We start from the raw sequence: 24,680 nt of genomic DNA on the forward strand, positions 1-24,680 counted from the left end.
ACTACCTTCACGAACGCATACCAAACCTGGAAGCCATATCGCCGGACGTGCGATGCGTAGATTCGTGCAAGAGAAGTGCCCAGAATTTCGGAGCGCGCACCTTGAGAAGATCCTGAGTCCGCGGTTCCGAGCATGCGTGCTTTGTACAAAGGATCTTATTCGTCAATCGAGAGCGCCTGATGCCAAAGTTGCCCAGTGTGCGAATGCGTTTCGGAATGACTATCAGAACATTTGCTTGCGTGTCGTACAGCCAGAAACAGGCGGATAGCGACAGGGTATTTCTCTCGCATTTTTCGGGCTATTTTGTAACATGCATTCTGTGTGCATCCTTCCTGACGGGCGCGCGTCGGTATTCCCGTTTCCAAAATTGCGAAGGCGTCCGGCAATTTATGAATGCCGTGGATCACATCGTCCACGTTCGTCCCACAAACGAAATGACCGAGACAACGACAAGCCGACGAGTGGCTAAGGGCAACCGTATCAAGGTCAATCGATCTCTGATTGAGATCAGGTACACCGTCGAATTGGCGCGTGGCGCTTCAGTGATTGCAAGTACCCTGACGCAGTCTTCGTTGATGCAAGCTGTTGGAGAAACCATGTCGTCTTTCGTAGCAAGCAATGGAAGAGGGGATCTGGATGGATTCGTCGAAGTGCTTCGCGACCGGCTAATCCGGCGAAACAGAACTGATGCGGCAGATACGCTTGCAAACTGGAGGCCGTTCGAGCCAGATAGAGAGTGATGAAGACGTTCGATTGGCGAGCGGCTTCCGCGGCGCTTGTGAAAGCGGCGTCGGGTCCGAGATCGTGATGACCGACGCGATACTACGGTGCGCTGCCAGCTATAACGAAAGCACTGCCGCGCCGATGGTGACGCCGACGATACCAGTCGCCTGGATCCACGACAGCTTCTCGTTCCGAAAAACGCGGCCCAGCAGCGCCGTGATGCCTCCTGAGAGCGAACTCAGGACGGTAACGACGGCTGCGTTGCCCATCCCGATGCCCGCAGCAAGGCAGGCGAGGGCCGCGACGCTCGCGGCTGCCTGAATCAGCAGCCGTGGCGACCTGAACGCGGCAAGACTCCCTGTGCGCTCACGTATCAGTGCAATCATCGACACCAGTACACCGCAAACATAGTTGACGAGCAGCGCACCGGCGATTCCCACCTGGGGCACAGAGAAACGCCCCTGCATCCAGAAGCCAGCGCCATAGCAGAAGGCGGCCGCCATGGCAAACAGAACCCCAGCTGACCATACGCCGTGACGCATCAAGTCGTGCCGATCGAGCGCGGTCAAAGGTGCCCCGGCCACGCAAAGCAGCAGTCCCGTCAGCGACGTTGGGCGGAAAGCCTCGCCGGTCAGCAGGGACAGGACCGTCGTGACGGCACCATACGACATTGCGATGGGCGCGACGATCGCACTTTTGCCGATAGCGAGCCCCGAAGTGAGGAAGAGTGATGCTGCAGCCGACAACAGGCCGGCTATCAACACCCATGCGAACGATCCGGACGCGTGCGCATGCAGAAGGCGTGGCACGGTTTGGTCGGTTCCGCCACTGATCCAGATTGCGACGGCGGCGACACCGGCCAGGCTCGTAAAGAACATCGTAGAACCGACACCCGCCCGTCGCGCCGTGGGGCCTGCCAGGAAATCGGTCAGCCCCCAGCCCAGTGCGGCGCACAATCCGAATAACACTGCCAACTTGCCTCCGCCGTCAGGACATAGGTCGTCGTCGCACCGATGCGGGTATTGAGCGTACGGTTATCCCATGCGCAATGCTCGACGAGCACGGTCCACGGTTGGCTTCAGCGCGTCTCGCGGAAGAGGCAGAGCGGAATCCGCTCGCCTCGTTCGGTTTTACTGCTTCTTGGCAGCGTCGATCTTTTGATCGGCGGCTTTCTTGTTCGCATCGTTCTGCGCCTCGACCTTATCCTTGTCGGCTTTCGCCTGAGCAACGTTGGCATCGTTCGCGGCGTCGTGCTTCTTGCGGTCCGCTTTGACCTGAGCATCGTGCTTCTTTTTATCGGCCTTGGCCTGCGCGCGTGCTGCATCCGCGTGAGCATCGGAAGCTTCGCGCGGCGTGGTCGCCTTTTGCATTTTCGCCGCTTTCTTGTCGGCATCCGCTTGAGCCGAAGCCTTGTCTTCGTTCGCCGATGCCTGAGCCTTGTCGGCGTCGCTTTGAGCTTCGGCCTTCTTCTTGTTCGCCGTAGCCTGCGCTTCGCTCTTTTCGCTGTTTGCCTTCAATTGCGCCTTGCCGGCGTCCGACGGCGCCGTTGATTGAGCGAACGTCGTGGAGACGAGCAATGCGGATGCGAGAGCCGCGACAATGTTCTTCATGACAATGTTCTTCATGATCTTCCTCCCGTGGAAATGCATGGTTGTGGTGAGTGCTGTTCAAACACATCCACCGTTCTCATTGCGAATCAAGCCAGAAGGCTTCTTATGAAACGGCGGATGCTCTCTCAAAGCAACCGGCATGCCGCAGATCGCGTGTCAGTCATTCGCAGTGGTTTTCCTGTTGCGTCTAACGAGCGTGCAGGTTCACACAGCGAAGTCAGACCTCGGTGCGTCTGAGAAGATAATCGAGGCCGCCAACGCGAAACCACCGATACCCATACGGCTCGAGCACGACCGTGTGACGCCCGTCATCATCGGCCTCACTGTGATCATCGGAGAGAAGATTGATCAGCCTGTCGACATCGGGCTCGATGCAGCCGGAGCGGAATTTGACGGTGTTCGGCTGCGCAGCGAAGTTATGTAAAAACAGCACCGAGTTGTTGCGCCAGTGATAACTCAACGCAAGCACATCCTCTCGCGACGTGCGCAGGACTTCGAAATCTCCCCAACTGATCTCCGGTACTTCCCGGCGCATGCGAATCATTCGCTCAGTCCAGTTGAGAAATGATTCCGGATTGCGCCGCTGCTTCGCCACGTTGACGCGTTCAAAGCCGTAGGGGCCCTTCGAGATGACGGGAACAGGCGGCTTTAGACGTTTGGTGAAGCCACCCTGTGGCTCACTCGACCATTGCATCGGCGTGCGCGCGCATTCACGCTCGGGACGACGAAGGTCGTCGCCCATGCCGATTTCATCGCCATAGCGGAAGACGGGCGTGCCGGGCAAGCTCAGCATGAGACTGTAGGCCAGTTCCAGCCGACGTCTATCGCCCGCCAGCATCGGCGCCAGGCGGCGGCGGATGCCGCGCCCGTACAGTTGCATGTCGGACTCAGGGGCGAACGCTGCGAACACCTCCGACCTCTGTCTTGGCGTGAGACGGCCCAGGTCAAGCTCGTCGTGATTGCGCAGAAACACGCCCCACTGTGCACTCGACGGTCGGGGCTTCGTCGCGAGCAGGGCCTCTTTCAGCGGTTTGGTATCGCCGGTCGCAAGCGTGTAAAAAGTGTTCTGGTTGACCTGAAAGTTGAACATCATCGGCAGGCGCTCGCCCTCGTCGCCGAAGTACTGAAGATCCGTGTTGGGCAGCACGTTGGCTTCCGCGAGGATGATGGCGTCGCCCTCCCGCCACTGCAAAAACTCGCGAAACGTTCGCAACATGTCGTACTGCTCGACAGGTTTGCGGACCTTTGGGCCCTTTGTCGCAATCACGAAAGGCACGGCGTCCATGCGAAATCCCGACACCCCGAGCTGGATCCAGAAACCCATGATCTTCAGCAGTTCGGCTTGCACGTGAGGATTGGAAGTGTTGAGGTCCGGTTGAAAATCATAAAAGCGATGAAAGTACCAGCGCCTTGCGCGCTTGTCGAAGGTCCACGTCGACTTCTGAACGCCCGGAAATGCCACGCCGCGATTCGCGTTGGTCGGCTTGCTATCGGACCATACGTACCAGTCGCGATACTTCGAATCGGGATCGCTGCGTGCTTGCTTGAACCAGGGGTGCTGATCTGATGTGTGATTGACCACCAGGTCGATGATCACGCGCAAACCGCGCTGGGCGCACGCGTGCGTGAATTCCGAGAAGTCGCCGAGCGTGCCGTACTTCGGATCGACGTTGTAATAGTCGCTGACGTCGTAACCGTTGTCGCGCCCTGGCGACGGATGGAAGGGCATGAGCCAGATGGTCGTTACGCCGAGCCCTTGCAGATAGTCCAGCCTGCGCACGAGTCCCTGAAAGTCACCCACGCCGTCGCCGTTTGCATCCATGAATGTGCCTACCGAAAGGCAGTAGATGATGGCGTTCTTGTACCAGAGGTCGTTGAGCATTCGATTCGCGCGTGGCGTCCAGAGAATCGATCATGAAGAGGAACTGCAATGTCGGAACTGGCGTGGTGGCAACGCGGCGTGATCTACCAGATCTATCCGCGCTCGTTTCAGGACAGCAACGGCGACGGTATCGGCGATCTGCCCGGCATCCGTACACGCCTCGAATACCTGGCCGCACTCGGTGTCGATGCCGTGTGGATTTCCCCCATCTATCCGTCGCCGATGGCCGACTTCGGGTACGACGTAGCGGACTACTGCAACGTCGATCCGATGTTCGGCACGCTGGATGAATTCAAGCAATTAATGGACCGCGCCCATCAACTCGGCCTCAAGGTGCTGCTCGATTTCGTGCCGAACCATTCGTCGGACCGGCACCCGTGGTTCGAGGAAAGCCGCTCTTCGCGTGACAACCCGAAACGGGACTGGTACCTGTGGCGCGATGCCGCTCCCGATGGCGGGCCGCCGAATAACTGGTTGAGCCGCATGGGAGGCTCGGCGTGGGAGTGGGATGAGCATACGGGGCAGTATTACTACCACGCATTTCTGCGGGAACAACCCGATCTGAACTGGCGGAACCCACAAGTACGCCGCGCAATGGATGATGTGCTTCGCTTCTGGCTCGATCTCGGCGTCGACGGTTTTCGCGTGGATGTGTTGTGGCTGCTGATCAAGGACGTGCAGTTTCGCGACAACCCGCCAAATCCAGCGTACTCGGCCGGCGAGCCGGAGCATCACCGGCTATTGCAGCGTTATACGGAGGACCAGCCGGAAGTGCATGACATCGTGCGCTCTATGCGCGCCACGCTGCGTGAGTATGGCGAGCGGGTGCTGATCGGTGAGATCTATTTGCCTGTTGCGCAACTCGTGCAGTATTACGGCGCAAGTGGTGATGGCGCGGATATGCCGTTCAACTTCCAGTTGCTCAACGCGAAATGGAATGCACGCGAGCTTGCGAGCATGATCCAGGCTTATGACAGTGCGTTGCCTGAACATGCGTGGCCCAACTGGGTGCTGGGAAATCACGACAATCCGCGCGTCGCATCGCGGGTCGGCATCGCGCAGGCGCGTGTTGCCGCCGTATTGCTCCTCACGCTTCGAGGGACGCCGACGCTTTACTACGGTGAAGAGATCGGCATGACGGACGGCGCTATCGCATTGAATGAGATCCAGGATCCCGCAGAGCTTCGACAGCCCGGCATCGGTCAGGGACGCGATCCCGAGCGCACGCCGATGCAATGGGATAGCTCGCTGCCGCACGCAGGGTTCACACAGGGCAGACCCTGGTTGCCCGTTGACACGGCGACGAGTGTGCGCGATGAGGATAATGACGTATCCAGCATGTTGTCGCTCTACCGGAGTCTGCTGGTCTTGCGGCGCAGTCACGCCCCATTGGTGCAGGGCACGATCGAGAATATCGCTGCACACGGGGATGTGCTGACCTACGAGAGGCGATATCGGAATCAACGTCTTTTCATCGCGCTAAACATGGCTGATGAAGGTGCGGAGGTGCAAGCGCGATCAGGCGCGGTGTTGTTATCGACGATGACGTCTCGCCGCGGTCAAGCGGTTGTTCAAGGCACTATTCATCTTGCGGCAGGAGAAGCGGTAGTCATTGCGTTTTAAGTTTTCAGGGGTGAGCTCGCGCAACGCATGGAACAGGGCCTGATGGTTGGGAAGTCGCATCGCGGAGCGAACCCTGTTGTCTATGTTCTCGACTTATAGACGAGATTCAGCAGCAAGAAGCAGGCCGTCGAGAGCCGTTTGGAAGAAAGAAGCGGTGCCGTGCTCGTTGACGTTACGGGAGCAGCGCTTGCCCGTAGCCGTCATTGGTCAAGTCATTGACAACGGGAGACGCGGTCGTGGCGAACTCGAAATCGGCGGAGCGCAACGACGACCAACCGGTCGTGCGAAAAGGGCAGGTGGTGCGGGCTACGTGGATCCTGACTACGATCTGTCCGTCGAATGGCGCGAGGCCGCGCAGCGCATTAAGGCCGCACAGGAGCACCAGCAGAATCCCTCGACGCGTTCGCGCGTGCTCGTCATCAACGCGTCGACGCGTAACGACTATACGTGTCCCGGCGAAATGTCGAAGAGCTTCCGTCTTGCGAAGCGCGTAGAGGCGATCGCCACGGACGCGCATTTCGACGTCGATTTTCTCGACCTCTCACTGCTTTCATCCGATCACGACCTGCATATCCATCCGTGCAAAGCGTGCGTGTCGACGGCAATGCCGTTGTGTCACTGGCCGTGCAACTGCTATCCGAATCATTCGCTCGGGCAGGTCAACGACTGGATGAACGAAATCTACGAGCGATTCGCTGCGTGTCATGGCGTCGTGATTGTGACGCCCGTCTATTGGTATCAGTCGCCAGGTGCGCTGAAGCTGATGATCGACAGGCTGGTTTGCGCGGACGGCGGCAACGCCGATGAGAGTACCTTCATGGTTTTAGACCCGGCGTGCTTGTCGAGCATGCCAGCAGATCTGAAAACGTGAGAAGCGATCGTTATCCGCGCAGGTTGCGGACGAACAGTTCCAGCATTTCCTGCGCAGCCAACGCGTCGAGTGGCTCGATGCCGGCGAGCATCTGGGCCTCGAGAACATGGACCGTCGCCATACAGCGATGAAGCACCTCCCGTCCTTCGTCCGTCAGGCGTAGCACGACGATGCGCCCATGATTCGGGTCGGGCTCGCGCGTGATCCAGTTGCGCGACGCCATGACGCTCATGACTTCGTTGGCCGATTGTGGCGTGATAAAAGACCGCTCGGCCAATTGCGCATTCGACGCCTCGCCCCGCGCCTCCAGCACGGAAAGCGCGGTGAACTGCGCGAGCGTCAGGCCCAGTGGCGCGAGCGCATCCGTCATTTTGCGGCGCAGGATTCGATCGAGACTGCCGATCAGATACGTCAACCGGGGACGCGCCGCCGCCTTGCGTCCCGCCGAAGCTGCGCGCGGGCGGGCGGCGGTCGCGACTGCTGTTTTCGTGGCGCTGGATGTCTTCGTGGGAGATTTGCCCGTCATCAGATCGGTCTGCGGCTGTCGTGGAAGACGCCATGTTACCGCGTCGTTCGCACGCTGCACCGCTCCTCGCGCCTTCATGCCTTGCAACGCGACGCGTAGATCACGTCAGGATCGTGACGCTGCGCATCGTGCATCGCCTCCACCAGGTGTGCGCGCTGCGTCAGTACCGCGCGCTGGTTGATTGATCCTTTGTCGGTGATCTCGCCCAGATCGAGGGACGGTGCAACCTCGAGCAGACGAAGACGCGCGATCGCCGTCGCGCTGCCCGTCGAATCGCGGTTCAGTTTCTCCAGCAGGTCGGCGAAGAATGCGCGCACGGCGGGTGCGCCGACAATCTCCGCGGCGTTCGCGGACGTCGGCAGGTGCGCGAGCCGACGGCAATCGTCGAGTCGTGGAAATACGAGCAGCCCGACGTCATCGCGATTCAGGCCGGTCACGACCACGTCCTGCACATAAGGCGCGCCCGCTGAAATGACCCGCGCGCGCATCGGCCCGACGCTCACGAAGGTGCCTGAGCTGAGTTTGAAGTCTTCGGCGATGCGTCCGTCGAACATCAGGCCAAGTTCCGGCCTTTGCGGGTCGACGAACTTCAGTGCGTCGCCACTGCGGTAATAGCCCTCGTCATCGAATGAATCGGCTGCATTCGAACCCGCCATCCGCCAGTAACCGGGCATCACGTGCGGCCCGCGAAAGCGCGCTTCGAGCTTGCCCGACACGGGCGCCAGCTTCACTTCGCAGCCGGGTGCCGGCATGCCGACGTAGCCCGCGCCGAGCACAGGTCCAGTTGTGAACAGACACGACGGCGAAGTCTCCGTCATGCCGAGGCCCGCCATGATGCGGATGCGCTCGCCACAAAAGCGCTCGGTGACTCGTTGCAAACGGTCCCACGCTGCCTGCGAAAGTCCCGCGCCTGCGAAGAAATAGACTTTCACGCGCGAGAAGAATGTCTCGCGCAACTGCGGGTCGCTTTCGAGCGCGCTCGTCAGCTCTTCCCAACCCTTCGGCACGTTGAAGTAGATGGTCGGCGCGATGTCGCGCAGATTGCGCAGCGTTTCGTCGAACTTCCTGCCGACGGGCTTGCCGTCGTCGATATACAGCGTGCCGCCGTTGTAGAGCGCAATGCCGACATTGTGGCTGCCGCCGAACGTATGATTCCACGGCAGCCAGTCGACCAGCACGGGTGGCTCGACGGCGAACTCGGGAAACGTGTCGAGCAGCATCTGCTGATTGCTGCACAGCATGCGATGGGTCGTCGGCACGGCCTTCGGGAGCATCGTCGAGCCGGACGTGAAGAGAAACTTCGCGATCGCATCGGGATCGATCGCCTCGTGCACGGCATCGACCGTCGTTGGCGCGGTGTCGAGCAGTTCCGATAGCGGCGTGGATTTTCGCTTTCCACACGAACCCGACGCGGTGACCAGTTCGACGCCGTCGGCAATGGTCGCGTCGATCGCTTTGGCGAACGGCTCGCCTTCCGTCGCGAATACGAGGCCGGGTGTGAGCAGATCGAGCGTATGACGCAGCTTGCCGTAGTCGCTGGATACGAGCGAATACGCGGGCGAAATGGGCGCGTAGGGGACGCCTGCCCACATCGCGCCGAGCGCGACCATCATGTGTTCGAGATCGTTGCCCGAGAGAATCACGACGGGCCGCTCGGCAGACAGGTTGCGATCGAGCAGCGCCTGACCAATCGCGCGGGCATGCGCGAGCATCTGCGCATAGCTGATGCCTTGCCATTCGCCGTCGGCGCTGCGGCGAGCGACCAGCCACCGGTCGGGATGCGCTAGCGCGCCGCTTGCGAGCCGGTCAGTCATGCGCTTCGGATAGACGCCGGGCGCGGCGTCCGACTCCATGTACCAGACGTCGTGCTCGCGACGCACGCGAACGGGCGCCGATCCGATTCGCACCGCGCGATAAGGCGTTGATGTTTCTCTGTCGACACCGGATTGCGTCGGCTGGGAATTCACCTTGTTGTCTCCTGTGTGGGCTCGCTCGCGCGGCGGGCTACCGCCCGGCGCGAGGTCGTCGCCCGATGTGAAGCATGCCCGAATCTCTTCCGTCTGCGTGAACGGGCCCGTTTGCAGCCGCGATATCAGATCGGATAGTGACGCGGTCCTGTCTGTATCGTGATCCAGCGCAGATCGGTGAATTCGGCAATCGATGCCTTGCTGCCGAAGCGCCCGTAGCCGCTGCTTTTCACACCGCCGAAAGGCATCTGCGCTTCGTCGTGCACAGTCGGCCCGTTAATATGGCAGATGCCCGATTCGACGCGCTTCGCCACCTGCATGGCGCGCGCAATATCACGGCTGAACACGGCCGCCGACAAGCCGAATTCGCTGTCGTTCGCGACACGTATCGCTTCGTCGTCGCTATCGACGCGCAGCACGGTTACCACGGGCGCGAACGATTCCTCCGAGTACAGTTTCATCTCAGGGCGCACACCATCGACGATGGTCGGCTGCATGATCGCGCCGTCGGTCGGGCCGGCCGTGTGGATCGTCGCGCCATGATCGCGGGCGTCTTGCACGAGCGACGTCGCGCGCTGTGCAGCCTGCGCGCTCACCATCGCGCCGAGCACGGCGCCGCGCGCCGTCGGTTCAGCCGCGACGAGCTTGCGCGCCTTGCTGACGAGCTTCTCGACAAGCGTATCGGCGATGGCGCGATGCGCGATGACGCGTTCCGTCGACATGCAGATCTGCCCCTGGTTGAAGAACGCGCCGAACGCGATGGCTTCGACAGCCGCGTCGAGGTCTGCATCGTCGAGCACGAGCACGGGGGCCTTGCCGCCGAGTTCGAGCAGGGCGGGCTTCAGGTGTTTCGCCGCGTGCATCGCGATGATGCGGCCAACGTGCGTCGACCCCGTGAAGTTCACGCGCCGGACGGCGAGATGCGCAATCAGCCGCTCGACGATTGCGGGTGCGTCGTCGGGCGCATTCGTGACGACGTTGATCACGCCGTCGCCAAGACCGGCTTCCTGCAACACGCTGCCGATCATCCGATGCACGGCGGGACACGCTTCCGACGCCTTGAGAACGACCGTGTTTCCGCACGCGAGCGGCATCGCGACTGCACGCGTGCCGAGGATCACGGGCGCATTCCACGGCGCGATGCCGAGCACCACGCCGCATGGCTGACGCACGGCGAGAGCCAGGTTGCCGGGCATATCGGTGGGCACGATGCTTCCGTCGATCTGCGTCGTCATCGCGGCGGCTTCGCGCAGCATGTTCGCGGCCAGATGCACGTTGAAGCCGTACCAGTTCGCCATTGCGCCCGTTTCCGCCACGCCGGTTTCGATGAACGCGCTCGTTCGCGCATCCATCAGGTCCGCTGCCCTCAGCAGGCGCATGCGCCGCTCCGTCGGCGGCAGAGCCGACCATGCGGGGAAAGCCGCTGCGGCGGCGTCGACTGCCGCGTCCGCATCCGCGAGCGTGGCTGCGGGTGCGCGCGAGGCCAGTTTGCCTGTCGCGGGATTCAGACGTTCGAACGTCGCGCCATTCGAGGCGAGGCGGTCCTTGCCGCCGATCAGCATACTCACTTCCGTCACGATGACTGTCTCCTTTGTTCTGTCGCTCGCCCGGCGGATGCCACACCGGGCGTCCCGGATGTCAGTCCGCGCGTTTGTACGTCTGCAGTCCGGGCTTGATCGACTTCTGGTCGAGGAATTGCCGCAGTCCTTCCTCGCGCCCGTTCTCGGGATCGCGCAGTTGGGCCTGATCGAGTTTTGCGTACAGATAGTCCTCGTTCTGCTCCCACGTCAGTTCGCGGCAGCGTTTGAAACCATGCTTCGCGACCCGCAGCACGACCGGATTCTTTTCAAGCAGCTTCGCCGCGAGAGCGACCGTCTCCGCACGCAGCTGTTCGCGCGGCACGCTCTTGTTGACGAGACCCATTGCGGCGGCTTCCGTGCCCGTGAACGTTTCACCCGTCATGATGTAGTAGAGCGCCTGACGATGTCCGACCGTATCGGCCATCGCCTTGCTGACCAGATTGCCCGGCGGAATGCCCCAGTTGATCTCGGAGAGGCCGAACACGGCTTCGTCGGCGGCGATCGCGAGATCGCATGCGACCAGCGGCGAGAAGCCGCCGCCGAAGCACCAGCCATTGACCATTGCGATGGTCGGCTTCGAATACATGCGCAGCAGCTTCCATTGCCATTGACACGCATCGCGACGGATTTTTTCCTGCAGGATTTCCGGACCTGCGTCGACTTCGCGGAAATACTCCTTCAGATCCATGCCTGCTGTCCATGCGTCGCCGGCGCCCGTGAGCACGAGTACCTGCGCGTCGGCGTCGAGTTCCAGTGTTTCGAGCACCTGCACCATCTCGCTGTTGAGCGTCGGGCTCATCGCATTGCGCTTCTCCGGGCGATTGAACGTCACCCATGCGATGCCTTCTTCTACCTTGACGTCGACCGTCTTCCAGCGATCCTCATAACTTGCCATGTTCGTAGCTCCAGCGCGCCTTGCGCGCATCAGTGGTTGCGTTCCTGAAGTCACCCGATAAATTTCGTTGTTATCAGGTAGCCTGATACAAAGTCTATTATCAAGTTGCCTGATACACAATCGTCGGCTTGTTGGTGAAAACCCCTGGTTACGGGATTGGGCGACGAAACTTTGAGCCGTTATGCACGCGCAGAGCTCGTTCGTACGGCGCTCACCGGGCAACATGCACCCCGCGTCCCTGCATCTCCTGGGGTATTCACCAAAGACATTAACCTTGCGTTGTCAGGTGGCCTGATATTAAATGCGCTCCATCGCGACGACGCCCAGCGTGTTCTCAGGAACACGCTTTTATTCGCCTTCTATATCAGGTAACCTGATATAGAAGGCTGCCTGAAACCGTTCGCGAAACCGACACAACAACAGGTGACAGACATGAAATCCACGAGAACTGCACTGCCAGGAGACAGCATTACAGCGCAGCCCGCCGCCAGCACGGGCGTCGTTATGACATTGAGCCTCTGTTTCGCGATCGCGCTGCTGGAGGGACTCGATCTGCAATCCGTCGGCGTCGCGGCGCCGCGCATGGCGCGTGAATTCGGGCTGACGGTCGCGCAAATGGGGATCGCGTTCAGCGCGGGCACCTTTGGACTCTTGCCGGGCGCGATGTTCGGAGGACGTCTCGCCGACCGCGTCGGACGCAAGCGTGTGCTGATTCTGTCGGCATGCATTTTTGGCCTTCTGTCGATCGCGACTGCGATGGTGTCGAGCTTCAGCATGCTGGTGATCGTGCGCGTGCTGACGGGCATGGGACTTGGCGGCGCGCTGCCGAACCTGATTGCTCTTTCTTCGGAAGCCGTGTCGCCGAAGGCACGCAATACGGCTGTGAGCGTGATGTATTGCGGCATTCCGTTTGGCGGCGTGATCGCATCGATCATCGGGATCATCAGCATCGGTGACACGGACTGGCGGCACATTTTCTATGTCGGCGGCGCGGGGCCGCTCGTGCTCGTGCCGCTGCTGATTGCATTCCTGCCTGAATCCAGTGCGTTCAGAAAAACATCGCGTGGAGCCAATGCGCAACCCGCGCCCGTCGGCGAAGTGCTGTTCGGCGCCAATCGCGGTCTGTCCACGCTGCAAATCTGGATCAGCTATTTCTGCACGCTGATCGTCCTCTACTTCCTGCTCAACTGGCTGCCGTCGCTGATGGCCGCGCGGGGTCTCGCGCGTGCCGAAGTCGGCTATGTGCAGATCTTCTTCAATATCGGCGGCGGACTGGGCGCGCTCTTCATCGGCATGTTGATGGACCGGCTGCGTGGCGGCGCGGTCGTGTCGGGCATGTACGTCGGCATCATCGCGTCGCTCGCCGCCTTGTCGGTCGCACCGGGATTCGCGGCGCTTGCCGTTTCGGCGTTCTTCGCCGGCATGTTCGTGATCGGTGGCCAATCGGTGCTCTATGCGCTCGCCGCGGTCTTCTACCCGACGCCGATGCGCGGCACGGGCGTCGGCGCTGCGGTGGCAGCGGGCCGCATCGGCTCCGTGGTCGGGCCGCTCGCAGCAGGGCAGTTGCTGGCGATGGGCCGCAGTTCGTCGACGGTGATCGGCGCGAGCATCCCCGTCACGCTGATCGCTGCCGTTGCCGCGTTGCTGTTGATCCGCCGTCCACGCGCGGTGGACTGAATCCCCTTTTTCGATAACAACACACGACGTTTGGAGACAACGAGATGCACGCAACAACGATCCGGCTTTCCCTGTGCGGCGCGCTCTGCGCGTTCGCGACGAGCGCTTTTGCGCAATCGAGCGTCACGCTGTACGGCATCATCGATACGGGCATCGAATACGTGTCGCAGGCGAATGCCGCCGGCGACCACGTGTTCCGCATGCCTGCCGTGACAGGCGAATTGCCATCGCGCTGGGGATTGCGCGGCGTCGAAGATCTGGGTGGCGGCTATAGTGCGGTATTCACGCTCGAAAGCGGCTTCAATGTGCGCGACGGCAGTTCAGGGCAGGGCGGCCGGTTGTTCGGACGCCAGGCGTTCGTCGGCCTCAAGAGCGCGACGTACGGCACGGTCGCGTTCGGCCGGCAATACACGATGACCTACCTCGCGTTGCAGGGCGCCGACATCATCGGGCCGGACATTTACGGCATGGGTTCGCTCGATGCCTATGTGCCCAATGCGCGCACCGACAACGCCGTGACCTACATCGGCAGCTACAAGGGCTTCACGCTGGGCGCGGGTTATTCGTTTGGACGCGATTCGGCGGGTACGGGCAACTCGCCGGGGCAGGGCACGTGCGCGGGCTCGGTGCCCGGTCACGCAACCGAATGCCGCGACTGGTCCGTGATGCTCAAGTACGACGCGCCGTACTTCGGCATCGCTGCGTCGTACGAAGAGCAGCGCGGCGGCACCAACGCAGCCGCCAACTTCTTCGATGGCGTGGCAACCACGCCGCTCACCAGTGCCGCCGACAAGGATGCCCGCACGCACGTCAGCGCATATGCGCAATACGCCGGCATGAAGCTGGGCGCGGGCTGGCTCGGGCGGCGCGTGGTGACCGATTCGCCCGCTGTGGCGAATGTGCGCTCCGACCTTTTCTTCGTGGGTGCGTCGTATCTCGTGACGCCTGCGTTTCTGGTCGACGGCGAGGTCTTTCGCATCGTCAATGCCGACCACGACACGCGCGCGACGATGGGCACGCTGCGTACCACTTACCTGCTGAGCAAGCGCTCGTCCGTGTACGCACAGGCCGCGTATCTCGCCAACAGCGCAAAGGGGCGCTATTCGGTGAGCGGCGGCGGTGGCGGCACGACGCCCGGCGCGGGCATGGGACAGACGGGCGTGATGGTCGGCATCAAACACATGTTCTAGGAGACATCGGATGAAGAAGTCTGCGATTGCTGTATGCGTGTCGGCCACGCTCGCCGCCTGCGGGGGCTCGTCGAATACGACTTCGTCGGCGCTGCCGCAGTTGAGCGCCGCGACACCCGCGACGCTCATCGGGAGTTGCGCGGCGCTCGCCGCGAAGCTGTCGTTCGCGAACACGACGTTCACGTCCGTGACGGATGTGCCCGCAGGCACGCTGAAGGTGGCCGGCAAGTCGATTGCCGAGCATTGCGTGATCGAAGGGCAGATGAACCAGCGCGTGAGCGCAGTCGATGGAAAGACATATGCGATCGGCTTCGAGATGCGTCTGCCCATCGCGTGGAATGGCCGCTTCTTCTATCAGGCCAATGGCGGACTCGATGGCAATGTCGTGACGGCGACGGGCGAAATCGGCGGTGGCGGTCCGCTCAACGATGCGCTCAATATGGGCTTCGCTGTCATCAGTTCGGACGCGGGGCATGCGTCGGCGCAGAATCCGCTTTTCGGTCTCGATCCGCAGGCGCGCATCGATTACGGCTACAACGCCGTCGCGACGCTCACGCCGATGGCGAAGCAAACGATCAAGACCGCCTATGGCAAGGCGCCCGATCGCAGTTACTTCGACGGCTGCTCGAACGGCGGGCGGCACGCGATGGTGGCTGCCGCGAGATCGTCGGCGCAGTACGACGGCATCATTGCAGGCGATCCCGGCTTTCATCTGCCGAAGGCTGCGATTGGCGAGATGTGGGGCGCGCAGCAGTTCGCCAAGGTTGCAACTGCGACGACATCGACGGGTTTGCCCGACATCACGACTGGCTTTACGGCAGCGGAGCGCCAACTGGTAGCGTCGCGAATCATTGCGAAGTGCGACGCGCTCGACGGCGTGACGGACGGCATGGTGCAGGATATCAAGGCATGTCAGGTGAACTTCAGTCTCGCCAACGACGTGCCGACGTGTTCGAGCAATGTGCGCGACGGCACCTGTCTGACGGCTGCACAGAAGGATGCCATCGGTAATGTGTTTTCGGGGGCGCGCAACAGCGCGGGCACGGCGCTTTACGCGAGTTTTCCGTATGACGTGGGCGTCAACGGCGCCAACTGGGCACAGTGGAAGCAGAGCAATTCGATCACGCTCGATCCTGCCGCCGCCGCATTCACGTTCACAACGCCACCGCAAAGTGCATCATTGCTGAGCCAGTTGTCGTCGTATGCGCTGAACTTCAGCATGGACAACGATGCTCCGAAGATCTTCGCGACGAGCGGCGTGTATACGGAATCGTCATGGTCGTTCATGGCACCGCCCGACGAGACCAATCTCAGCGCATTGAAGCAGCGCGGCGCAAAGCTGATGGTCTATCACGGCACGAGCGACCCGGTGTTTTCATCGAACGATACGACCGACTGGTATCAGCGTCTGATGGCCGCGAACGGCGGCGACGCGAGCAACTTCGCGCGGCTGTACACGGTAGCGGGTATGAACCATTGTTCGGGCGGCCCGACTGCAGATCAGTTCGATATGTTGACGCCAATGATTGCGTGGGTCGAGCAGGGCAAGGCACCCGACAGCGTGATCGCGACGGCACGCGACGCCAGCAACGCGGTACCGAACAGCGAAGTGCCCGCCGACTGGGGCGCGGGTCGTACGCGGCCGCTGTGTCCGTATCCGAAAGTTGCGCGTTACAAGGGCGGTGACGCCAACTCGGCCGCGAGTTTTTCGTGTAGCTGAAGTTGAGTGAAGTGAGGCGGAGAACCGGTTGCACCCAGATCGGTCCCCGCTCGTCACTAACCTTCAGTCGGGCTGATCGGCAAAATACCGGGTCCGGCCATATTCGGCCGCTCGACACATTGGCCAAGATCGTCAACAATCGGAGGTCAAGCACTAAATCGACAATGTCGAGGCCGACGAAAATCGTTGATCCGAAGGAGCTCTAAAATGACAACTAGCGGCGTCGCTCCGATCGAACCAATCAATATTGGTCAACTGAGCATCCAATACCTGATTGATGGAACTGCGACTGGCGGGATGGGCGTGTTCGAATTGACTGTGGCTCCCGGTTCACAAGTCCCGCCGCCACACAGCCACACACGCAACGAAGAGTGCGTCTATGTGCTGGAGGGCCTACTTCGGTACTCGGTCGACGGGGTGATGCGAGACCTGGCACCGGGAGAATGGATGTTTACTCCACGTGGGTCGGTTCATCACTTTAGCAACCCGCACAATGACACGGCCCGCGCACTGATCGTCCTTACGCCCGACATAGGTGTTCAGTATTTTCGTGATGTCGGAGCAATCGTGAACACCGGTGGTCCGCCCGACCGCTCGAAGCTCATCAATGTCATGTCCAGGTACGGACTGGTGCCGGCGCTACCGTCACAATGAAACCCGGGCGCTGAACGTCGGCTTTCAGAAAGCCAATCTGATTGCTCCGGGGCGTGCGGCCGGTTGCCGTCAGGCAGTACGTGGCCCTGAAGAGCCATTCGGTCCACGCACCTCATGGACATTCAGCAGGCCGCTCCACGCAGGTTTCAGACGGACATTCGGACATACGCGCTTGCCGCCACTCGAACTCGTGATTGGTGCGGCCCTAATCAACTAAACTGGTCAGTACACCTCCCGCATTTCAGTAAGCGGGCTGCGAACAACGTGTTTGCCTGTGGCGACAGCGTGCGCGCGATGCCTTCTGCGTACGGCTACATCTCCAGATCGATCCCGGCAAAGAGGGGGTCTTGATGAAGCGCATCGTGACGCGGGTGCGAGCTGTCATCTTCGCTGGCTGCATACTGGCGGGCTGTTCTGCAGCGCCGCCCACGGTTTCAGTGCCTGCTTATCAGAACCGCGCCGTGACACGTACTGAAGGCGGCGTGCAGGTCTCGACTGCCGTGCTCTCGCCAGCGGAAAGCGCAGCCGTGTACGGCGTCCCGCTCTCAGAAAGGAAGATTCAGCCCGTCTGGATCGAGGTCCGTAATCGTGAGGACGGCAACTACTTTCTTCTGTCTCCGGGACTGGATCCGAACTTCTTTCCCGCGTCTGAGGCGGCTGAAGCATTCGGGAACCACGCTTCACACGATGAACAGGTCGCGCTCGACAGCCGCTTTCGTGCGCTCGGCTTTCGTAACCCCGTCCGCCCGGGTGAGACGGTATCCGGATTTGTTCTGACCAACCTCCACGAAGGCGCAAAGCTCGTGCAGATCGACCTTGTCGCGAAGGGGCGCGCCCAGACTTTTTCGATCTTCGTGCCTGTGCCCGGATTCGAAACCGACTACAAGCGGAGCCAGGTGTTCAAACGCGCGGCCGATCCTGACGAGCCTATCGTGAACTACACGGACGATGGGAGCTTTCGCGCCGCGGTCGAAGCCCTGCCGTGTTGCGCGACGAATGAAGATGGCTCGAAGAATGGGGATCCCCTTAATCTCGTGGTTGTCGGCGGTCTCGACGATGCTTTTCCGTCCTTCGTCCGTCGGGGCTGGAGCGTCACGGAGCAGAAGTGGTCGGGTGCAATCAGGCGGATGATCAGCGCCGCGCTCTCTGGCGAAGCTTATGTCAACGCACCCGTGAGCGACCTTTTCCTGTTCGGCCACGCACAGGATCTCGCGTTGCAAAAGGCGCGCGGCGATATCCATCAGCGCAATCACATGCGCCTCTGGCTCAGCAACATGCGCTATCACGGCAAACCCGTCTGGGTGGGACAGGTCAGTCGTGACATCGGAACCCGTCTGACATGGCACACGTCAACGTTTACCACTCACAAGATAGACCCGGACGTCGATGAGGCGCGCACCGCGCTGACTGAAGACATGACGTATTCGCAGAATCTGTCGAAGATCGGCCTTTTGAACGGCGTGGTCGCGGCGCCGGAAAGCATGCCGCGCGAAAATCTGACGACCGACCCGTACTTTACGGATGGCTATCGCATCGTGCTTGTATTCGACCGCGCACCGTCATCGCTTGCAGACATCACCGTCTTCCCGTGGATCACACCATACAAGGTCATGCGTGTCGCGCCGGGAGCCGGGCCATGACCGGGCTGCCTACCACGCATCGCATACGCAAGCGTGCTGCCGTACTGTTGCTTGCGCTGACGCTGGCGGGATGCGCGACATGGCGTGCGCCGGAGGCCGATTTCACGCCGCTGCGCGAACATGAAGTCAGCGATACCCGTCGCGACGTGCGCGTGAGCGCCACTGTGCTGAGCAGCGAAGACAGCAAGCGACTGTATGGCGCCGATATCGACGCGACGAAGGTCCAGCCGCTCTGGATCGAAGTACGCAATGGAACCTCGGAGGCGCTATGGCTATTGCGGTCGGGCACTGACCCGGACTACTTTTCGCCCGACGAGGTCGCGTGGTCCATGCATACGATGTTCGGCGGTTCAGCTAACACGCGCATGGACGACCATTTCAGAAAGCTCGGCTTCGCCAATCCGATTCCTCCCGGCGCAACCCAGTCGGGCATCCTGTTCACCAACCCAGATCGCGGCATCAAGCTTGTCAATATCGATGTGTTCGGAAGCCGGACGCTGATCCCTTTTTCGGTCTTTCTGCACGTACCCGACGGCACAGTCGATCCGGGTCTCGCGCAGATACCTTTCCCGTTTCCCGAGACCGCCATAATTGACTGCCCGGATCTCATGTCGCTGCGCGCCGCAATCGAGCGGCTGCCATGCTGTGCCACCGATACGACCGGGAAGGTGCAGGGCGATCCGCTGAACGCCGTCGGCGTCGGCCAACTTACCGATATCGGCGCGGCGCTGGTGCGACGCAACTATCGGCGCGATGCGCGTGAGTTCGATCTTACGCAGCGCGTCTTCGGGCGCGAGGCGGACTTCGTCATGCGCAAGCAGGCGCAGGCAGGCGCCCCTTCGACCTGGATACGCGGATGGCTCGCACCGATCCGCTTCCAGGGGCAACTGGTCTATGTCGCGCAGGTCGGCCGCCCGGTCGGCGGGCGCTTTGCGCCACGCGGCGAGACCCACCTCAAGCTGCATGAGAACGTCGACGAGGCTCGCAACCTGCTCATCCAGGATCTGATGTATTCGGGCGGTCTCGACAAGCTTGGCTTCGCTTACGGAGTCGGTGAGGCATCGACGACCCATCCACGCGCAACGGTCGACGGCGCGAGCTACTTCACGGACGGTTTGCGCGCGGTCGTGTTTTTCGCAACGAGGCCGCGCAGCCTTTCCGATGTGGATCTGCTCGACTGGGTGCCGTATCTCGACAGGCGCGACGATCTTCGATCGGGAGCAACGAGCGATGCGCGTCAGTGATCTCGGATGGATTCCGTCGCTCGTCTCATTGAGACGGCAGCTTGCCGTGATCGACGCGTCGCGCCGAATGTGCGCCATGCTGTCGTTGACGGCGGCGTGTGTTCTGTTCGGCGCCTGCGCGACCAAGCCACTCGTCCCGTATTCGACCGACACCCCGCCGATGATCCTCATGCCCGCGACCGAGGCCGGCATAACGGATCAGCGCGCGCGCTTCCGCGAAATCTATTGTGCAGTCCTCGACGCACGTGGTTCCGAAGTGCCCGACACCCGGCCCTGTGAGGACGCGCTGACGCGAGTGGGCACGGAGCCCACCGGCACGGGCAAGCCGGTTGAACTGGGTCCTTCCAGACGGCACCTCGTCGCGGCCGTCGTGCCCGGCGTCGGTTACGACTGCTTCAAGCCGTGGCTGAGTCCACCCGGTACCGTCGTCACGCATCTGCGCCAGTATGGCTTTGACGCAACGCTGATCGACGTCGACGCGCTCTCGAGTTCCGCCAACAACGCACGCCAGATTCGCGATGCACTCATGACGATGCCCGCGCCCGACGGCCCGCCGCGCATCGTGCTGATCGGCTATTCAAAAGGCGCGCCCGACATCCTCGAAGCGCTGGTCGCCTATCCGGAAATCCGTAGCCGTCTCGCGGCCGTGGTGAGCGCCGCTGGCGCTGTGGGTGGATCGCCGCTTGCCAACGACGCCGAGCAATACCAGGCCGATCTGATGCGCCATGTTCCCGGCGCGACCTGCACGTCGGGCGATGGCGGCGCTGTGCAGAGCCTGAGACCGGCGGTCCGCAAGGCGTGGCTCGCGGAGAACCCGCTTCCTGCTGGACTGCGCTATTACTCGGTCGTGACATTTCCGCAGACCGAACGCATCTCGTCCATCCTGAAGTCGAGCTACAACAAGCTCTCGCAAGTCGATTCACGAAACGACAGCCAGGTCATTTTCTACGACCAGGTCATACCCGGCAGCACGCTGCTGGCCTACGTGAATGCGGATCACTGGGCGCTCGCGGTGCCCGTTGCCCGGACGCATCCGACAATAGGGGCGCTCTTCGTGACTCAAAATGCGTATCCCCGTGAGGCCCTCGTGGAGGCAATCTTGCGATTCGTGGAGGAGGGAATGACGGAGCCCGTCAGGTGACGTTGCGTCGTTCTCAGAACATGACCGTTTGATCCTGCGGGGCGGTCGCTGAGGTGGCGAGGAGTCTTGTGGCCGAGTTGGGTCGTGAAGACTCACTCATTGACATAGGAGATGTCATTCGCAGATGTCGGTTTGCGCATGGCAGCAACCTGACCTGGAGCCGACCCACGGCGCCTATCGCCGAGCGTCCGCTTTGGCCGATCTTGGGTCGCTCGATCTGTACGTTCGTGGTCCGTTCGAAGCAAAGAGAAAGAGGCTGGCCGATCACCTTCGCATCGACGCGTTCGATGTCGCGTCGAACACTGCATCAGTTGGCGAGGCGCGCAGGCGGTTCGGCGGAAGCGGATACAACGGGCTCCGCTCAGTTGCGCTTGAGACGGTTAGCGGTTGCATTCATTCGTGCCGGTCGTCGGCGAGCGGTCATCGTCTCGCCCGTAATCACCGTGTCGTGACCTGGGCCAGCCGGAATGCATAGCAGCAATGCGTGTGCCTGATGCGACGGCACCAGCGAGCACGATATCCCGTACGTCAGCTCTCTAAGGAAGCAAGCGCACAAGTGTGGTCTAGCACGCTCGGCGTCACTCATGGACCGCGCGATGAAAATGCGCATCGCATTCGTCGAACCGTGTATGAACACTCGAGCGCTGGATGCGCGTCCACCGAAGGCACAGATCGGTGATTAAACGGCGCGAAATGCTGAGGTGCTTTCCTCATATCATAGATGGACGCCATGTAACATGGCTCTACGACTTTCGTCCGTAGAGATATTGTTTTGGCATACCCAATTGCTCCCTCTCGTCAGCAGCATGTCTCCCTGTCAACTTGCCTGGACGACAGACAACGCACTGATCTGCTGTGTCATCTGGTTGTCGAGCAGCTTCAGTCACGCGCCAGTTCGGGCATCTGGCTGTCGCTTGACAGTGCGGTCGAATGCATTCAACGCTGGTCGAAAACGACAGCTGTCGGGTCGGCGTGGCTCGATGCTGCACGCGTCAATCATTTCTCGGAGCAGTTGGCTTCCGACCTTTGGCAGATCCGGCATCTGCGGAGCGCGACGAGAATCGCCAGCCTCCGTACGGCGCGAGGGATGCTGGACAACGACTCGCCGTTCGTTCGGCGAATGTTTGCGGTCTGCGAATCGCGTCTACTCGCGCACGGTATGGTTGAACCCCGGACACTCAAGTCATAACCCGCTCAGACCATGATGCCGTGCTCCACCGCGAAGTCATTCGAGTGGCACGGTGAGCCGATCGATCACCGCACGTGTTGCGGGCCGAACGCCGCGCCACCAGTCGAAGGCTTCTGCCGCCTGTTCCACCAGCATGCCCACGCCGTCCGCGATCATCGACACACCTGCATTGCGGGCAAGCCGCAGAAAGGGCGTCAAACGCTTCCCGTAGGCGAGTTCATAGGCCGCGCCATCAGGACTGAAGACACTCGGAGGAACGGGCGGCAGGTCGCCTGTGAGGCTGGCCGACGTCGCATTGACGACGAGGTCGAATCGTCCCATCGTTTCCAGATCGCCATATCCGCAGGCCTTTAGAGAATCACATGCGCCGATTTGCGCCACTAGCGCCTTGCCTTTAACGACATCGCGATTGACGATGATCATCTCGACCGGCCGTGCTGCAAGAAAGGGCAGCAACGCACCACGCACCGCGCCGCCTGCGCCGAGTATCAGCACCCGTTTTCCAGCCATCTTCAGCCCGAGATTGACTTCGATATCGCGCACGAGTCCGATGCCGTCAAAGTTTTCGGCGATGACGCGGCCATTCTCGAACTTCATCGCGTTGACGGCACCGGCAAGCTCCGCTCGCTCGCTGCGCTCGTCGGCCATCGCAAAGGCCTTCAGCTTGAAGGGCGCGGTGACGTTCATTCCCTTGCCGCCCGACGCGGCGAACGCGCGCACGACGTCGGCAAAAGCCTGCTCGGGTTCCAGCGGCCCTTCGATGGCTGCATAGGCCATGTCCTGACGCGTCTCCTCTGCAAAGAGTCCATGAATAAGGGGTGATTTGGTGTGTCCGATCGGATTGCCGATCACCGCGTACTGGTCCGTCATCATGTCCTCACTTTGAAAAAAGAACGCCATCGGTCTGCATCGCGTCGATCTCGGCAGGCTTGAAGCCCAGCGACTTCGCCACTTCCGCGTTGTGCTGACCGAGGTCCGGTCCGACTTCGCGTATCGTCGTGTCGCAGTCGGAGAATCGAAACGGCAGATTCGGCAGGCGCAACGTACCGAAGCGCGGATGCTGCTGTTCGACCACCATGCCGCGTGCGACGATCTGCGGGTCGGCGAGCACTTCGTCGATGCGTTGCACCTTCGCGCAGGGCACATCGACGCCATCGAGCAGATCGAGCACCTGTGCGACCGGCCGCGCGGCGACCCACGGTTTCACGATGGAAAGAATCTCCACGCGATTGGCATTGCGTCCGTTGAGAGTGTGGAATCGCATGTCGGAGCCGAAGCCTTCCGGGCCGCCGTGCGCTTCGACAAGCGCGGCGAAGCGCTTCCATGCATCGTCCACTTGTGCTGCGATCACGAGATCGCCGTCGGCAGCACGGAACACGCCATAGAGCGTCGACGTCGGCATGTCGTGTCCCGTCTGTTCGGGCAGAACGCCTTGCATCGTGTAGCACTGCACGGCGTATTCGTGCATCGACACGAGCGTGTCATAGAGCGCCATGTCGATGTGCTGGCCCCGGCCGCTTTTCACACGGCCGAGCAGCGCGGCGTTGATCGCGGCAACCGCGTGGATGCCCGTGTACATGTCGCCGAGCGAGATGCGCATCAGCGGCGGCGGCGAACCGGGTTCGCCGATCATCTGCATGATGCCGCTCTTCGCTTCGGCGATCAGGCCGAAGCCCGCGCGATGCGCATCGGGCCCGGTGTGTCCATATGCCGAGATCGAGCAGTAGACGAGGCGCGGATTGCGCGCGGAGAGCGCGTCGTATCCGAGGCCGAGTTTGTCGAGCGCACCCGGCCGGTAGTTTTCGATAAACACGTCCGCCGAGTCGCACAGACGTTGCATGAAATCCTTGCCGCGCGGATCCTTCATGTTGACGCTCACGCCGCGCTTGCCCATGTTGAGCTGCAGAAAATAGGCGCTTTGCTGGTCGTCGAGGACGGTGGCGTGCTGGCGGCCAGCGTCGCCGCTGCCGGGACGCTCGACCTTGATGACTTCGGCGCCGAGCGCCGCGAGACAGCGTCCGACGTAAGGTCCGGCGAGAAAGTGGCTGTAGTCGACGACGCGGATACCTTCGAGTGGACGGGCTTGCATCAGAACGCTCCCGGACGGCGTGGCACCATCAGACGATGCTCGCCGCGCTGAACGACCTGGCCGTCCTGATTGATCAACTCAGACGGCAACACGACGATGCCCCAATCCGGACGGCTCTTGCTTGCGCGCATCGCACCCACGCGGAACTTCACGTGCAGCACGTCGTTGACCTTGATCGGCAGAAGGAAGTCCCATGTCCAGCCGAGCGACATGCCCGGCAGGAAACGGTACTCGCTCTGCGTTTTGAGCCCGTCCGCTATCGACAACCCGAACAGGCCATGCGCGACGATCGAACCGAAGTGGCTCGCGTTGGCATACGCTTCATCGACGTGCACGGGCGTGTGGTCGCCAGTGAGATCGGCATAGGCGAGGATGCGTTCCTTTGTCACCGTGTAGGTCGGGCTCAGGCACTCGTCGCCTTCTTTGGCGTCGTCCCAGTACTTTTCGACAATGGTCATG

19 protein-coding genes and 1 pseudogene are annotated in these 24,680 nt (G+C 61.5%); 10 read left to right on the forward strand and 10 right to left on the reverse strand.

The genetic code is table 11. The features are described from left to right. Positions 1-215: 215 nt before the first annotated feature. Positions 216-740 carry a hypothetical protein gene (locus QEN71_RS19375; protein WP_233471794.1) on the forward strand — a complete coding sequence of 175 codons (525 nt, stop codon included), beginning with the start codon at positions 216-218 and terminating at the stop codon, positions 738-740. 99 nt (positions 741-839) lie between these two features. On the opposite strand, the gene QEN71_RS19380 is transcribed toward QEN71_RS19375, so the two are convergent. The 3 genes from QEN71_RS19380 to QEN71_RS19390 form a co-directional block, all read right to left on the reverse strand. Beyond that, on the reverse strand, positions 840-1,691 hold the full coding sequence (locus QEN71_RS19380) for a DMT family transporter (RefSeq protein WP_233471805.1): 852 nt from the start codon (positions 1,689-1,691) through the stop codon (positions 840-842). 162 nt (positions 1,692-1,853) lie between these two features. Next, positions 1,854-2,333, reverse strand: a complete 480-nt coding sequence (locus tag QEN71_RS19385; RefSeq protein WP_201650594.1) for a hypothetical protein — start codon at positions 2,331-2,333, stop codon at positions 1,854-1,856. 217 nt (positions 2,334-2,550) lie between these two features. Beyond that, positions 2,551-4,215: an alpha-amylase family protein gene (locus QEN71_RS19390; protein ID WP_201650503.1), complete on the reverse strand. Its 1,665-nt coding sequence runs from the start codon at positions 4,213-4,215 to the stop codon at positions 2,551-2,553. A gap of 48 nt (positions 4,216-4,263) precedes the next feature. Between QEN71_RS19390 and QEN71_RS19395 the strand changes: the two genes are divergently transcribed. Further along, complete coding sequence (locus tag QEN71_RS19395; protein WP_201650501.1) at positions 4,264-5,838, forward strand: alpha-amylase family glycosyl hydrolase; 1,575 nt, start codon at positions 4,264-4,266, stop codon at positions 5,836-5,838. 298 nt (positions 5,839-6,136) lie between these two features. Then, positions 6,137-6,652, forward strand: a pseudogene (locus QEN71_RS19400) (flavodoxin family protein); the annotation flags it as partial. Positions 6,653-6,719: 67 nt separating this feature from the next. Here QEN71_RS19400 and QEN71_RS19405 read toward each other — a convergent pair. From QEN71_RS19405 to QEN71_RS19420, 4 genes are all read right to left on the reverse strand, one after another. Beyond that, a complete protein-coding gene (locus QEN71_RS19405) occupies positions 6,720-7,235 on the reverse strand; it encodes a MarR family winged helix-turn-helix transcriptional regulator (protein WP_201650498.1) in 516 nt (171 codons plus the stop codon). A gap of 74 nt (positions 7,236-7,309) precedes the next feature. After that, positions 7,310-9,202 (reverse strand): feruloyl-CoA synthase, encoded by a 1,893-nt coding sequence (locus tag QEN71_RS19410; RefSeq protein ID WP_201650487.1) that lies wholly within the window; start codon positions 9,200-9,202, stop codon positions 7,310-7,312. A gap of 125 nt (positions 9,203-9,327) precedes the next feature. Further along, positions 9,328-10,779 carry an aldehyde dehydrogenase gene (locus tag QEN71_RS19415; protein WP_201650486.1) on the reverse strand — a complete coding sequence of 484 codons (1,452 nt, stop codon included), beginning with the start codon at positions 10,777-10,779 and terminating at the stop codon, positions 9,328-9,330. Positions 10,780-10,840: 61 nt separating this feature from the next. Then, positions 10,841-11,677, reverse strand: a complete 837-nt coding sequence (locus QEN71_RS19420; protein ID WP_201650484.1) for a p-hydroxycinnamoyl CoA hydratase/lyase — start codon at positions 11,675-11,677, stop codon at positions 10,841-10,843. Positions 11,678-12,109: 432 nt separating this feature from the next. On the opposite strand from QEN71_RS19420, the gene mhpT reads away from it, so the two are divergent. The 7 genes from mhpT to QEN71_RS19455 all read left to right on the forward strand — a co-directional run bounded on the left by mhpT (position 12,110) and on the right by QEN71_RS19455 (position 20,943). Further along, the gene (mhpT, locus tag QEN71_RS19425; RefSeq protein ID WP_201650483.1) at positions 12,110-13,354 is read left to right on the forward strand and encodes a 3-(3-hydroxy-phenyl)propionate transporter MhpT; all 1,245 of its coding nucleotides are present in this window, start codon (positions 12,110-12,112) and stop codon (positions 13,352-13,354) included. Between the two features lie 44 nt (positions 13,355-13,398). Continuing rightward, on the forward strand, positions 13,399-14,544 hold the full coding sequence (locus QEN71_RS19430; protein WP_201650481.1) for a porin: 1,146 nt from the start codon (positions 13,399-13,401) through the stop codon (positions 14,542-14,544). 10 nt (positions 14,545-14,554) lie between these two features. Then, on the forward strand, positions 14,555-16,264 hold the full coding sequence (locus QEN71_RS19435) for a tannase/feruloyl esterase family alpha/beta hydrolase (protein WP_201650479.1): 1,710 nt from the start codon (positions 14,555-14,557) through the stop codon (positions 16,262-16,264). A gap of 207 nt (positions 16,265-16,471) precedes the next feature. Then, positions 16,472-16,918, forward strand: coding sequence for a cupin domain-containing protein (locus QEN71_RS19440; protein ID WP_201650475.1), 447 nt, complete (start codon positions 16,472-16,474; stop codon positions 16,916-16,918). Positions 16,919-17,268: 350 nt separating this feature from the next. Next, positions 17,269-18,558 (forward strand): LssY C-terminal domain-containing protein, encoded by a 1,290-nt coding sequence (locus QEN71_RS19445; RefSeq protein ID WP_201650474.1) that lies wholly within the window; start codon positions 17,269-17,271, stop codon positions 18,556-18,558. After that, on the forward strand, positions 18,555-19,802 hold the full coding sequence (locus tag QEN71_RS19450) for an LssY C-terminal domain-containing protein (RefSeq protein WP_201650473.1): 1,248 nt from the start codon (positions 18,555-18,557) through the stop codon (positions 19,800-19,802). The genes QEN71_RS19445 and QEN71_RS19450 overlap by 4 nt, the downstream gene beginning before the upstream one ends. Positions 19,803-19,869: 67 nt before the next feature. Next, on the forward strand, positions 19,870-20,943 hold the full coding sequence (locus QEN71_RS19455) for a lipase family protein (RefSeq protein WP_201650593.1): 1,074 nt from the start codon (positions 19,870-19,872) through the stop codon (positions 20,941-20,943). 1,225 nt (positions 20,944-22,168) lie between these two features. Here QEN71_RS19455 and aroE read toward each other — a convergent pair. The 3 genes from aroE to QEN71_RS19470 are packed head-to-tail and all read right to left on the reverse strand — an operon-like array spanning position 22,169 to position 24,679. Beyond that, positions 22,169-23,002 carry a shikimate dehydrogenase gene (aroE, locus tag QEN71_RS19460; RefSeq protein WP_201650592.1) on the reverse strand — a complete coding sequence of 278 codons (834 nt, stop codon included), beginning with the start codon at positions 23,000-23,002 and terminating at the stop codon, positions 22,169-22,171. A 7-nt stretch (positions 23,003-23,009) separates the two neighbouring features. Further along, the gene (locus tag QEN71_RS19465; protein ID WP_201650472.1) at positions 23,010-24,221 is read right to left on the reverse strand and encodes a CaiB/BaiF CoA transferase family protein; all 1,212 of its coding nucleotides are present in this window, start codon (positions 24,219-24,221) and stop codon (positions 23,010-23,012) included. Further along, a complete protein-coding gene (locus tag QEN71_RS19470) occupies positions 24,221-24,679 on the reverse strand; it encodes a MaoC family dehydratase (RefSeq protein WP_201650471.1) in 459 nt (152 codons plus the stop codon). Before QEN71_RS19470 ends, QEN71_RS19465 begins: the two co-directional genes overlap by 1 nt. Between the last annotated feature and the right edge of the window lies 1 nt (position 24,680).

Source organism: Paraburkholderia sabiae (genome assembly GCF_030412785.1).
In the GTDB taxonomy this organism is placed as follows: Bacteria; Pseudomonadota; Gammaproteobacteria; order Burkholderiales; family Burkholderiaceae; genus Paraburkholderia; species Paraburkholderia sabiae.

Coding starts and splice junctions, on each gene's coding strand:
- QEN71_RS19385 (WP_201650594.1), bottom strand. CDS start 2,333: ATGAAGAACATTGTCGCGGCTCTCGCATCCGCATTGCTCGTCTCCACG.
- QEN71_RS19395 (WP_201650501.1), top strand. CDS start 4,264: ATGTCGGAACTGGCGTGGTGGCAACGCGGCGTGATCTACCAGATCTAT.
- QEN71_RS19445 (WP_201650474.1), top strand. CDS start 17,269: ATGAAGCGCATCGTGACGCGGGTGCGAGCTGTCATCTTCGCTGGCTGC.
- aroE (WP_201650592.1), bottom strand. CDS start 23,002: ATGACGGACCAGTACGCGGTGATCGGCAATCCGATCGGACACACCAAA.
- mhpT (WP_201650483.1), top strand. CDS start 12,110: ATGAAATCCACGAGAACTGCACTGCCAGGAGACAGCATTACAGCGCAG.
- QEN71_RS19440 (WP_201650475.1), top strand. CDS start 16,472: ATGACAACTAGCGGCGTCGCTCCGATCGAACCAATCAATATTGGTCAA.
- QEN71_RS19465 (WP_201650472.1), bottom strand. CDS start 24,221: ATGCAAGCCCGTCCACTCGAAGGTATCCGCGTCGTCGACTACAGCCAC.
- QEN71_RS19430 (WP_201650481.1), top strand. CDS start 13,399: ATGCACGCAACAACGATCCGGCTTTCCCTGTGCGGCGCGCTCTGCGCG.
- QEN71_RS19435 (WP_201650479.1), top strand. CDS start 14,555: ATGAAGAAGTCTGCGATTGCTGTATGCGTGTCGGCCACGCTCGCCGCC.
- QEN71_RS19375 (WP_233471794.1), top strand. CDS start 216: ATGACTATCAGAACATTTGCTTGCGTGTCGTACAGCCAGAAACAGGCG.
- QEN71_RS19470 (WP_201650471.1), bottom strand. CDS start 24,679: ATGACCATTGTCGAAAAGTACTGGGACGACGCCAAAGAAGGCGACGAG.
- QEN71_RS19390 (WP_201650503.1), bottom strand. CDS start 4,215: ATGCTCAACGACCTCTGGTACAAGAACGCCATCATCTACTGCCTTTCG.
- QEN71_RS19450 (WP_201650473.1), top strand. CDS start 18,555: ATGACCGGGCTGCCTACCACGCATCGCATACGCAAGCGTGCTGCCGTA.
- QEN71_RS19405 (WP_201650498.1), bottom strand. CDS start 7,235: ATGACGGGCAAATCTCCCACGAAGACATCCAGCGCCACGAAAACAGCA.
- QEN71_RS19420 (WP_201650484.1), bottom strand. CDS start 11,677: ATGGCAAGTTATGAGGATCGCTGGAAGACGGTCGACGTCAAGGTAGAA.
- QEN71_RS19455 (WP_201650593.1), top strand. CDS start 19,870: ATGTGCGCCATGCTGTCGTTGACGGCGGCGTGTGTTCTGTTCGGCGCC.